General features: G+C 63.4%; 11 protein-coding genes. All 11 read right to left on the bottom strand.

Features of this window, described 5'->3' with window-relative positions; genetic code table 11:
• Positions 1-42: 42 nt before the first annotated feature.
• Complete coding sequence (osmF, locus tag NKJ28_RS21120; protein ID WP_352636858.1) at positions 43-954, bottom strand: glycine betaine ABC transporter substrate-binding protein OsmF; 912 nt, start codon at positions 952-954, stop codon at positions 43-45.
• Positions 955-1,113: 159 nt separating this feature from the next.
• Positions 1,114-2,331 (bottom strand): MFS transporter, encoded by a 1,218-nt coding sequence (locus tag NKJ28_RS21115; protein WP_352622820.1) that lies wholly within the window; start codon positions 2,329-2,331, stop codon positions 1,114-1,116.
• Entirely contained in the window at positions 2,328-2,828 is a 501-nt protein-coding gene (gene nusB, locus NKJ28_RS21110) for a transcription antitermination factor NusB (RefSeq protein WP_352449306.1), read from the bottom strand. The genes NKJ28_RS21115 and nusB overlap by 4 nt, the downstream gene beginning before the upstream one ends.
• Positions 2,825-3,319, bottom strand: coding sequence for a 6,7-dimethyl-8-ribityllumazine synthase (gene ribH / locus NKJ28_RS21105; protein WP_352456583.1), 495 nt, complete (start codon positions 3,317-3,319; stop codon positions 2,825-2,827). Before ribH ends, nusB begins: the two co-directional genes overlap by 4 nt.
• A gap of 130 nt (positions 3,320-3,449) precedes the next feature.
• Positions 3,450-4,067: a riboflavin synthase gene (locus NKJ28_RS21100; RefSeq protein WP_352449304.1), complete on the bottom strand. Its 618-nt coding sequence runs from the start codon at positions 4,065-4,067 to the stop codon at positions 3,450-3,452.
• Between the two features lie 30 nt (positions 4,068-4,097).
• Positions 4,098-5,228, bottom strand: coding sequence for a bifunctional diaminohydroxyphosphoribosylaminopyrimidine deaminase/5-amino-6-(5-phosphoribosylamino)uracil reductase RibD (gene ribD / locus NKJ28_RS21095; RefSeq protein ID WP_352571466.1), 1,131 nt, complete (start codon positions 5,226-5,228; stop codon positions 4,098-4,100).
• 2 nt (positions 5,229-5,230) lie between these two features.
• Positions 5,231-5,740: a transcriptional regulator NrdR gene (nrdR, locus tag NKJ28_RS21090; protein WP_352571467.1), complete on the bottom strand. Its 510-nt coding sequence runs from the start codon at positions 5,738-5,740 to the stop codon at positions 5,231-5,233.
• A 153-nt stretch (positions 5,741-5,893) separates the two neighbouring features.
• Entirely contained in the window at positions 5,894-6,472 is a 579-nt protein-coding gene (locus tag NKJ28_RS21085; RefSeq protein ID WP_502896681.1) for an invasion associated locus B family protein, read from the bottom strand.
• Between the two features lie 76 nt (positions 6,473-6,548).
• Entirely contained in the window at positions 6,549-7,862 is a 1,314-nt protein-coding gene (glyA, locus tag NKJ28_RS21080) for a serine hydroxymethyltransferase (protein WP_352571468.1), read from the bottom strand.
• 116 nt (positions 7,863-7,978) lie between these two features.
• Positions 7,979-9,625 carry a Na+/H+ antiporter gene (locus tag NKJ28_RS21075; RefSeq protein WP_352636857.1) on the bottom strand — a complete coding sequence of 549 codons (1,647 nt, stop codon included), beginning with the start codon at positions 9,623-9,625 and terminating at the stop codon, positions 7,979-7,981.
• 129 nt (positions 9,626-9,754) lie between these two features.
• Positions 9,755-11,008 (bottom strand): L,D-transpeptidase family protein, encoded by a 1,254-nt coding sequence (locus NKJ28_RS21070; protein ID WP_352636856.1) that lies wholly within the window; start codon positions 11,006-11,008, stop codon positions 9,755-9,757.
• Positions 11,009-11,099 lie beyond the last annotated feature (91 nt).

Raw genomic sequence — 11,099 nt, 5'->3', positions numbered from 1 at the left:
GGCCGATCCGGCGCACCTCGAAAGCGGCGCGCCGGAATCGCCTTACTTGAGGAAGCCGTTCTTTTTCAAAAAGTCCTCGGCGACGCCCTTGACCGGTTCGCCGCCGACCTGCACTCGGCCGTTCAACTCCTGCAGCGTGACAAGGTCGAGCTTGGCGAAGACCGGCTTCAGCAGCGTCTCGATTTCGGGATGCTCCTTCAGCACCGCCTCGCGGATGATCGGCGCCGGCTGGTAGACCGGCTGCACACCCTTGTCGTCCTCAAGCACGATGAGGCCGGAGGGCGCGATGCCGCCGTCGGTGCCATAGACCATGGCGGCGTTGGCGCCGTTAGTCTGGTTGGCTGCGGCGGCAATGGTGGCCGCCGTGTCGCCGCCGGACAGCGTGATCAACTGGTCCGGCTTTAGCGTGAAGCCATAGGTCTTCTGGAAAGCGGGCAGCGCGGCCGCCGAATTGACGAACTCGGCGGAGGCCGCCAGCACCACCTTGCCGCCGCCCGAGACATATTTGCCGAAGTCGGAAAGAGTGACGAGCTTATTGGTATCGGCGACCTCCTTGCGCAGGGCGATCGCCCAGGTGTTGTTGGCCGGTGACGGTGACAGCCAGACGATCTTGTTGGAGTCGTAGTCGAGCTTCTTGGCAGTCTCGTAGGCCTTGGCGGCGTCTTTCCACACCGGATCGTCGGCCTTCTCGAAGAAGAAGGCGGCGTTGCCGGTGTATTCCGGATAGATGTCTATCTCGCCGGCTGTAATCGCCTTGCGCACCACAGGTGTGCCGCCGAGTTGGATGCGGTCGGTGGTCTGGATATTATTGGCGTTCAGCACCAGTTGGATGATATTGCCGAGCACACCGCCCTCGGTGTCGATCTTCGACGACACCACCACCTGGGCACTCGCCGAGGCCAACGCAATTCCGAGCGCTAGTACAGCGCCGGCCAGAACCTTGATTGAAAACATCTCACAAATCCCTTGCTGTGAACCGGAATACGGCTGCCGCATATGAGCATGGCTTCGATGCCCCGTCGGGGTACACGGTTTCATAAGAGGGGGGATGGGCGCAATAATTTTGTTCAGATGTGAGTGAATCCGCTGCCGCGACGTCCCGACAGCGTGACGTCAGTTGGCCGCACGCAAGCCCGTCATCTTCAACACGCCCAGTGCCACGAAGCACAGCGCGACGACCGGGAAAATCATCCAGTTCAGCATCTCCCAGCCCCAGGCATTGTAGACCGCGCCCGACATCAGCGAGGCGAAGGCGACGGAGCCGAACAGGACGAAATCGTGGAACCCCTGGACCTTGCCTTTTTCGGATGACTGGTAGCTGTCGGCCACCATGGCGGTGGCACCGATGAAGCTGAAGTTCCAGCCAAGGCCGAGCAGGATCAGCGCCGTCCAGAACTGCCACAGTGCCAACCCTGACAGCGCCACTATGGCGCAGCCAATCAGCAGCACCAGGCCGATGGCCACGATCCGCTCCGCGCCGAAGCGATAGATCAGCGACCCCGTGAAGAAGCTCGGCGCGAACATCGCCATCACATGCCAGGAAATGCCGAGCGTGGCGTCGTCGGTCGAAAGGCCGCAGCCGACCATGGCCAGCGGCGCGCCGGTCATCACGAAGCTCATCAGTGCGTAGCTGCCGACGGCGCAAAACAGCGCTGCGACGAAGCGCGGCCTGGTGACGATTTCCGAGAGCGGGCGGGCGTCGCTGTCGGCGATTTCCACCTTGTCGGTTGCCTTGGCCGGGATGCGCAACAAAGAGAGAATGGCGGCGCCGACCGCCGCCAGCACCAGGATGGACGCAAACGAGCCGGCAAACTTCACCGGCGAGAACAGATCGCCGGTGAAGATGACGATCTGCGGCCCGAGTATGGCGGTGACGATGCCGCCGGCAAGCACGAAGGAGATGGCACGCGCCTTGAATTCAGGCGGCGCATTGTCGGCGGCGGCAAAGCGGAACTGCTGGACGAAAGCGCCCCCGATGCCGATCACGGCCAAGCCGAAAGCGAATAGCCAGAAGCTGGCATGAAACAGCGCCAGCGTGGCGACCAGCCCGCCAAGCGCCGTGACCGCTGTGCCGGTCATGAAGCCGTCGCGCTGGCCGAGCCGGCGGATGATCGCCGCGGCCGGCAGGGAACCGAGCGCCACGCCGACATTGAAACCGGTGATCGGCGCGGTTGCCAGCGACTTGTCAGCATCGAGCAGGTACTGCCCGGCCAATCCGCCCATGGAAATGGCGATGGGTGCGGCCGAGCCGATGATCGCCTGCGAGGCTGCGAGGATGAAGGCGGTGCGACGCGCTTCCTTGCCCGCCCCAACGGCGACGATAGCAGTCATGAGGCGTCCTTGCCACGGCCCTCGCCACGCACCCGGCGCGACACGCGATCAAGCACCGCATTGACCAGTTTCGGCTCGTCTTCCTCGTAAAATGCCTTGGCGATGTCGACATATTCGGAGACGATGACCGCCACCGGCACGTCCTCGCGCTGCATCAGCTCGTAGACGCCGGCGCGCAATATGGCGCGCAATGTGGAATCGAGCCTCGACAGAGGCCAGTCCTCGGTCAGCGCCTGTCGGATGACTGGATCGATGGTCTTCTGGTGCTCGACAACGCCGGCAAGAATGGCGCGAAACCATTGCGCATCGGCTTCGCGATAGAGCGCGCCATCGACTTCCTTGCCGAGCCTGAACGCCTCGTACTCGGCGGTGATCTCGAACACGCCGCTGCCGGCGACATCCATCTGGTAGAGCGCCTGCACGGCCGCCAGACGGGCAGCACCGCGCTTGTTGGCGTGGCGAACCGCAGGCTGGCCGGGCGAAGCGGGTTCGCTCACGATCGCTCTCCCAGTTGTTCCTTTAGGGCGATCATGGTCAGCGCCGCACGCGCGGCAAAGCCGCCCTTGTCGCCTTCCGAACGTCTTGCTCGCGTCCATGCCTGTTCGTCGTTTTCGGTGGTCAGGATGCCGTTGCCGATGCAGACCGCATCCTGCACGGACAGGTCCATCAGGGCACGGCTGGATTCATTGGCGACGATATCGAAATGATAGGTGTCGCCGCGGACCACCGTGCCGAGGGCGACGAAGCCGTCATAGTTCGTCCCGCCTTCGGAGGCACCGTCGAGCGCGAAGGAAATCACCGCCGGGATTTCGAGCGAGCCCGGAACAGTGACGACATCGTATGTCGCGCCCGCTTCCTCGAGGGCCTTTGTCGCGCCTTCGAGCAACGCGTCGGCAAGGTCGTCGTGAAAGCGCGCCTCGATGACAAGAAGGTGGGCCTTCTTCTTCGGACGGATGAACGCTTTGCCGTGTTGGGATGTGCCTGCCATAGATGTCTCCGGGGATCGCCGGTGACTTAGGCCGAAGCCGGTTTGATCGCAAGCGGAAGATTGCCGAAGGAACTTTCAAGGCCAACTCGGCGGCGGTCGCATCAGGGAATGGGCTTTATGGACGAGCGCCTCAAAGTCCCTCCTTCGCCGCCTCCACCAGTCGCGCCGCGTAGCGGGCCATGGTGTCGATCTCGAGGTTGACGCGGTCGCCGACCTGTCGCTCGCCCCAGGTGGTGACGGTCAGCGAATGGTGGATCAACAGCACGTCGAAGCGGGTGCCCTCGACCTTGTTGACGGTGAGCGAAGTGCCGTCGAGCGCGACGGAACCCTTGGGGGCGATGAATTTGGCAAGCTCGCGCGGTGCTTCCAGGGTGAAGCGAACGGCGTCGCCCTCTTCCTTACGCGCCACGATCTCGGCCATGCCGTCGACATGGCCGGACACTATATGGCCGCCAAGCTCGTCGCCGATCTTCAGAGCCCGCTCCAGGTTGATGCGCGTGCCGGATTTCCAGCCCATCGCGGTCGTCAGCCTGAGTGCTTCTTCCCAGGCCTCGACCTCGAACCAGCGTGCGTTGGCGCCGTCTTCCGGCAATCCCGTCACCGTCAGGCAGACGCCGCCGCAGGAAATCGAGGCGCCGATGGCAATGGTCTGCGGATCGTAAGCGGTGTCGATACGCAAACCGACGCCTTCCCTGAGCGGCTTCACGGCGGCAACGGTGCCGACGTCGGTGACAATTCCTGTAAACATTACTTTGGCCCAGTGAACATCAGTTCGGTCCTAGATGTCTCTTGTCCATTCGGCATACGTGTCTTCGCCGAAACGCATGTCGCGCAATTTACGAAACCCCGGCGAGATATGGTTGGCATCGACCGGCGATGCAATGCCGTCCCCGCCGATCGCATCCGGCCCCTGAAACAGCACGATGCGGTCGACTAGGCCTTCCTCAAGGAACGCCTTGGCCACCTCGGCGCCGCCCTCGACCAGCACGCTGGCCATGCCGAGCGCCGCCAGATCCTCGAGCAGTTCCGGCAACGCAATATCGCCTTCATACGTCTCAGTGCCGATGAAGCGCACGCCGGTGCGTTCGAGCGCGGCCCGCCGACGTGGATCGGCCTCGGCACAAGCGGCGACATAGAGCGGGACCCGGTCGACGCCGGAAACCAGTTTCGAGGTCTCCGGCAGCCTGATCTGGCGGTCGAGCACGATGCGCGCCGGCGAACGGTTCTCAAGTCCCGGCAGCCGCACCGTCAGTGCCGGATCGTCCTCCAGCGCGGTGCCGATGCCGATCAATATGCCGTCCGCTTCGGCGCGCATCAGATAGACTTCGCGTCGGGCGATATCGCCGGTGATGGAGACCTGTCCCTCGCCTTTCACGCCGATCTTGTTGTCGCTCGAAAGCGCAAGTTTCAGGATCACTTCCGGGCGTTTTTTCAGAGATCGAATTAAATAGCCGGCCATCTGCTCCGCGGCCTCGGCCGCCAACACTTTTTCCACCACTTCGACGCCGGCGGCACGCAAGATTGCATAGCCCTTGCCGGAAACACGCGGGTCCGGATCGCTGGCAGCGCCGACCACACGCGCCACGCCGGCACTGACCAGCGCATTGGCGCAAGGCGGCGTGCGGCCGTGATGAGCGCAGGGCTCCAGCGTCACATAGGCGGTGGCGCCGCGCGCCAGTTCGCCGGCCTCTGCCAAAGCCCCGGTTTCGGCATGCGGCCGGCCACCGACGGCAGTGACACCGCTGCCGACGATCATCGGCCCGTCGCCGTCATCGCGCACGATCAGCGTGCCGACGGAAGGGTTGGTCGAGGTCCGCCCGGCATTCTTGCGCGACAGCCTGAGGGCTGCCGCCATATAGCGGCGATCGAGGACCTCTTGCTCAGCCGTGCTGCGTTCGGACCCTGCCATGCTCAGCTGGCGTCCTCTTCGCTCTTCAGCTCTTCGCCCTTGGGCTCGTCGGTTTTGAGCTCGTCGCCTTTGAGTTCGCCCAACACGTCGTGGAAATCCTTGGCCTCGCGGAAATTGCGGTAGACGGAGGCAAAGCGCACATAGGCGACATCATCGAGCGACTTAAGCGCCTCCATGACCAGCCGGCCGACTTCCCCCGAGGCCACCTCGGTCTCGCCCGAGCTTTCGAGCTGGCGCACGATGCCGGTCACCGCCCGGTCGATACGTTCCGGGTCGACATTGCGCTTGCGTACCGCGATCTCGACAGAGCGCAGCAACTTGTCGCGGTCGAACGGCACCTTGCGTCCAGACTTCTTCACCACGACGAGATCGCGCAATTGGACGCGCTCGAAAGTGGTGAAGCGGCCGCCGCAATCCGGGCAGACGCGCCGCCTGCGGATCGCTGCACCGTCTTCGGCAGGGCGCGAATCCTTCACCTGCGTATCTTCGGACTGACAGTAGGGACAGCGCATGGAGAGCCTTCGGTTCGCGATTCTCGTAGTGCGAACGGCTTAGAGGTTTTTGCCACGATGGCAAAGTATGGCCGATGACCGATCGCGCCTCAGAGATAGCGAGGCACGAGGAAAATTGCGAGAGCGGCAATCAGTTGGACGGCAATACGCCAATCAGGGAGCGACGTCGCCGGTCGGGAAGCCGCAGGACGTGCCGAGATAGCGATAGGCCTTGGTGAAGCCGTCCATCGATATGGTCGCGACCGGCTTGTCGGCGAAGCTGACATCGAGGGCGCTGGTACGGCGCATGGCACGCAGTATGGCAAGCGTGGTCTCGGGTTTGTTGTCCATCATCCACTGTCCGTCGGCGATAATATGAAAACCAGCCTTGATCTTGTCGTTGACGTCGCGGAACACCGCCGGGATGTTGTCCCCCTTGGGCAAGTCACTGTTTCTCACGGCGATGATGAGGCTCGGATAGCCCTCGGGTGGCAGTACGTCGCCATTCGAGATGGCCAGCGTGAGGGTGCCACTGGTGCCGTTAGCGTCGAAAAAGACCGTCGAGGCGGCGCAGGTCTTGCGCACATCCTCACCGGTGTTGACCTCGTCCACCGTGGTGGACCACCTGCCGAAGGTCTCTGTCTTGGGTGCTGCCGGCGTCGGCTCGGTCTGCGCCAACGCCGCGCCGAGTAGCTGAGAGGTCGCTAAGGTGAGCAAGGCAGCGCCAACACTGGTGAAACGGAAAATTCGCATCATCATCAAGCGTCTCCGAGATGCAACCGTGGCCAGTTGATCGGCGCCGTCACAGTTGGGGGAACGACGCCCTGCGTCAACCAAGATACGGGTAAAGCGGAAAACGATCCGTCAATGCCGCCACCTTGGCCTTCGCGGTTGCCTCGACGGCCGCATTGCCTTCGTCGGAATTGGCGACCTTCAGTCCATCCAGCACTTCGGCGATCAGCTTGCCGATCTCGCGGAACTCGGCCTGACCGAAGCCGCGCGTGGTGCCGGCCGGCGTGCCGAGCCGAACGCCCGATGTCACGAAAGGCTTTTCCGGATCGAAGGGGATGCCGTTCTTGTTGCAGGTGATGTTGGCGCGGCCAAGGGCAGCCTCGGCGCGCTTGCCGGTGGCGTTCTTGGGACGCAGGTCGACCAACATCAGATGGTTGTCGGTGCCGCCGGAGACGATGTCGAGACCGGTTTCCTGCAGACTGGAGGCCAGCGCCTTGGCATTGGCGACGACGCTCTCCGCATAGATCTTGAAGCTCGGCTTCAGCGCCTCGCCCAGAGCCACCGCCTTGGCGGCGATCACATGCATCAGCGGTCCGCCCTGCAGGCCGGGGAAGACGGCCGAATTCATCTTCTTGGCAATATCCTCGTCATTGCAAAGGATCATGCCGCCGCGCGGCCCGCGCAGCGATTTGTGCGTCGTGGTGGTGACCACATGGGCATGCGGCAGCGGCGACGGATGCATGCCGCCGGCGACCAGGCCGGCGATGTGGGCCATGTCGACCATCAGATAGGCACCGATCGAATCGGCGATCTCGCGAAAACGCTTCCAGTCCCAGACACGTGAATAGGCTGTGCCGCCGGCCAGGATCAATTTCGGCCTGGTCTCATGGGCGGTCTTCTCGATCGCATCCATGTCGAGCAGATGATCGTCCCGGCGCACGCCATAGGAGACGACCTTGAACCATTTGCCGCTCATATTGACCGGCGAGCCATGTGTCAGGTGTCCGCCGGAATTGAGGTCGAGGCCCATGAAGGTGTCGCCGGGCTGCAGCAACGCCAGGAACACCGCCTGGTTCATCTGGCTACCGGAATTCGGCTGGACGTTGGCGAAGTTGCAGCCGAACAGCTTTTTCGCGCGTTCGATGGCCAGTTCCTCGGCGACATCGACGAATTGGCAGCCGCCATAGTAGCGCTTGCCCGGATAGCCCTCGGCATATTTGTTGGTCATGATCGACCCCTGTGCCTCGAGCACGGCACGCGAGACGATATTTTCCGAGGCAATCAGCTCGATCTCGTGGCGCTGGCGGCCGAGTTCGTTGCGGATTGCGCCGAAAATCTCGGGGTCGGCATCGGCAAGCGTGGTTTCGAAAAAGGATTCGAATTTGTTCGACACTGCCGCTGCTGTTGCCATGGGCTGAAATCCTCAAGGTTCGGAGTCTGTCGCGCCATTAACACAGTTGCTTTCGGCCCGCCACGTTTGCAGCGCGAAATTTGCTGGCCGGATTGCGCCAGAGAGACTGGCAGCCTCTATTTCCTTGCCTGCCGGCCCTTCAGCAGGGCCTCGGTGAGCGTGATCTCGGTGAACAGCGCCTGCATCGTATGGTCGTTAATCCGGCCGCTGCGAAACATTGCGCGAACCGCTGCGCGTTCGGCCTCAATGCCCGCCAGCCTCAATTCGAGTTCCAGCCGTCCGGCCTCGCGGGCCTCGGCGCGCGCCTCGTCGGCTTCGTCGGAGGCAGCGATGCGGCGACGGTAGCCGGCGACGATGCTGTCGGCGGTGGCAAGCCGGGCGCCGGGTGTTTCCCCTTCATCGCCGTCGGTCGCGCCGGCCATGCTCTCGATGCGGGCGATGGCGGCCTTGGCCGCGCCCACGCGCGCAAGACGCTCCTCGGCAGCGCCAGGATCCTCGCCCGGCTCGACCAGCCCTCGTGCCACCTTGGGTAAGGCAAGGCTGGCAATGAGCAATGAGCAGATGATGACGCCTGCGGCGAGGAAGATCACCACGTCGCGCGCCGGAAAGGGCGAACCATTCGGCATGGCGAGCGGCAGCGACAGGATGCCGGCCAGCGTGATGGCGCCGCGCACGCCGGCAACAGAGCCGGCGATCCGGACGCGCAGCCCGAACGGCTCGGCCTTCTGCTCGCGTAATCGCGCTGAGACGCGCGTCGCGATGTCGCCGACCCAGATCCACAGAAAGCGCAGCCCGATCAGGCATAGTGTCAGCGCGACCACCGTGGCGATTGGCTGGATGACCGGATAGCGGCTGCCGAGCTCAGGCGGCACGTTGCCGATGATTTCGGGAAGCTGCAACCCGAGCAGGATGAACAGCGCGCCGTTGAAGACGAAGGATAGCGTCGTCCACAGCGATACGGTCTGTATGCGTGCCGAGACGCCGAGAAAGCGGAAAATCCCGGAGCCGCCGGTGAGCACTCCGGCCGTGACCGCCGCCAGAATGCCCGAGGCGCCGACATTCTCGGCGCCGAGATAGGCGATGAACGGCAGCAGGACCATGACCAGCACCTGCACCTCGGCCGGCACGCCGCCGATACGGTTCAGCAATTGCAGCGCCTTGGCGGCGACGAACAAGGCAGCCACGCCGGCCAGGATGCCGGCAGCGACGGCATAGAGGAAAGTCACGGACGCCGCGACGAAGGAGAAGCTGCCGGTCAAGGCAGCTGCCACCGCAAAGCGGAACATCACGAGGCCCGACGCATCGTTGAGCAGCGCCTCGCCCTCCAGGATGTGCATCAGCCGGGCCGGGACCAGGCTCTTGTCGACGATCGAGGAGACGGCCACCGCATCCGTCGGGGACAGCACCGCAGCAAGTGCGAAAGCGACGACGAGCGGGATGCTCGGGACAAGCCAGTGCAAAGCGTAGCCGAAGCCGACAATGGTGAAGAAGACCAGCCCGATGGCGAGGTCGAGGATCGGCCCGCGCAGCGCGATCAGTTCGCGCTTCGGCGCACCATAGGCGTCGCTGAACAGCAGCGGTGGGATGAACACCAGCAGGAACAGCTCGGGATCGATCTCGACATGCATGCCGCGCACCGGCCAGGCGAGCGCTGCACCGATGGCGATCTGCAGTACCGGCAGCGGCACCCGCACCAGCCGGACCAGCGCGCCCGAAACGGCGACGAAGATGAGCACGACCAGAATGAACATTGCGACATGCATGATGCGATTTCCGACTACAGCGCCGCGTCCTTTTTCCGGCAATCGGCCCAGCAAAGCTTTCCGCGAAAGACCCCGGCAACGAAAAAAGGCCGCCCTTCCGGCGGCCTTTTTGCAAATGAACTCAGCTGCTTAGAGCGCGGATGTGATCTGCAGCTCGTTGGCCCCGTCGAGGCCGTAAATGTCGTCACGGAACTGGACCACGCCCGGCCCTGTCGACCAGGCCGAGACGTAGAGAAAATAAACCGGCACCGGATTGGTGACCTGCACCGGCGTGTTCTCCCCGGTCTTGATCGCCGCCTCGAAATGCTGGCGATCCCAGCCCGGTGTGTCGCGCAGAATCCAGGTGACGAGGTCGCGCACGTTCTGAACCCGCACGCAGCCAGAGGAATCGAAGCGCATCAGCTTGCCGAACAGGCTCTGCTGCGGCGTGTCGTGCATGTAGACGCCGTCCGGGCTGGGGAAATTGATCTTGACCGAGGCCATCGCGTTGCCGGCGCCCGGATCCTGGCGGAAGCGGTACTTCTCGGCGTCGTCGGTCGACCAGTCAACGGTCAGCGGATCAACCTCGCTGCCATCCGGTGCGAACAGACGGATGTGGCTATCCTTGAGATAGTTGGGGTCCTTCCGCATCAGCGGAATGATGTCCTTGCGCACGATCGAGACCGGCGCGTTCCAGTAGGGATTGACGATGATCTCGTTGATCTTGGAATTGACGATCGGCGTCTGGCGGTCGATCTTGCCGACGATCGCGGTATGGCGCAGCACGACGCGATCGTTCTCGACCGCCTCGATCTGTGCGCCCGGGATGTCGACCAGCACGTAACGGTTGCCTAGAGTACCGGCACGCTCGCGCAGCCGCTGCAGATTGGTCTGCAACTGGCCGAGCCGAATTGGCGCCGAAACATTCATCGCCGCATAAGAATACTGGCCCAGCGTCCCGTCGGCAGGCAGGCCATGGCGCGCCTGGAAGCGTTTGACCGCCGAGTCGACATAGGAATCGAAGGCTGTCGAAATGCCGGCGCTCTGCGCCAGATCGCCCGCAATCATCAGGCGCTTGCGCAGCGGGACCACGTCGGGATCATCGACGCCGAGCTGCAATTTCTTGGTGTCGGGAACCGGCTCCCAGCCGCCCTGGGCGACGATGTTCTGGTATTGCGCGACCGCCTGCTCGGTAAACGAAACGGTCTGCAGGCTGAAGATCGGCAGCGTCGAAGCCACTTTGCCGCCCTGGCTGGGGCGGGCGTCGAACTGGTCGTCCCAGTTGCCGCGGGCCGAGGATTTCAGGATATCCCCGATCACATCCTGCGCACTGGCGCGGCCGGCGACGATAGCGGCTGCGAGCGCGGAGGCTCCTGAAAGGAAGAAACGGCGGCTGGTTCTCATGGACGTTCCAGACATTCTTGCTACAATTCCACTCACCGGGCGGTCTCGCCCGCACTCTAGAGTTGGCTTCTTAACAATTAGCCAACCATGG

The sequence above is a fragment of the Mesorhizobium sp. M0145 genome (assembly GCF_040322355.1).
Taxonomy (GTDB): Bacteria; Pseudomonadota; Alphaproteobacteria; order Rhizobiales; family Rhizobiaceae; genus Mesorhizobium.
This window is presented reverse-complemented; position numbering and strand designations above follow the sequence as displayed.

Bases quoted from the DNA above. Each gene is read 5' to 3' on its own strand.
- osmF (WP_352636858.1), bottom strand. From the start codon at position 954: ATGTTTTCAATCAAGGTTCTGGCCGGCGCTGTACTAGCGCTCGGAATT.
- NKJ28_RS21115 (WP_352622820.1), bottom strand. From the start codon at position 2,331: ATGACTGCTATCGTCGCCGTTGGGGCGGGCAAGGAAGCGCGTCGCACC.
- ribH (WP_352456583.1), bottom strand. From the start codon at position 3,319: ATGGCAGGCACATCCCAACACGGCAAAGCGTTCATCCGTCCGAAGAAG.
- NKJ28_RS21100 (WP_352449304.1), bottom strand. From the start codon at position 4,067: ATGTTTACAGGAATTGTCACCGACGTCGGCACCGTTGCCGCCGTGAAG.
- ribD (WP_352571466.1), bottom strand. From the start codon at position 5,228: ATGGCAGGGTCCGAACGCAGCACGGCTGAGCAAGAGGTCCTCGATCGC.
- nrdR (WP_352571467.1), bottom strand. From the start codon at position 5,740: ATGCGCTGTCCCTACTGTCAGTCCGAAGATACGCAGGTGAAGGATTCG.
- NKJ28_RS21085 (WP_502896681.1), bottom strand. From the start codon at position 6,472: ATGCGAATTTTCCGTTTCACCAGTGTTGGCGCTGCCTTGCTCACCTTA.
- glyA (WP_352571468.1), bottom strand. From the start codon at position 7,862: ATGGCAACAGCAGCGGCAGTGTCGAACAAATTCGAATCCTTTTTCGAA.
- NKJ28_RS21075 (WP_352636857.1), bottom strand. From the start codon at position 9,625: ATGCATGTCGCAATGTTCATTCTGGTCGTGCTCATCTTCGTCGCCGTT.
- NKJ28_RS21070 (WP_352636856.1), bottom strand. From the start codon at position 11,008: ATGAGAACCAGCCGCCGTTTCTTCCTTTCAGGAGCCTCCGCGCTCGCA.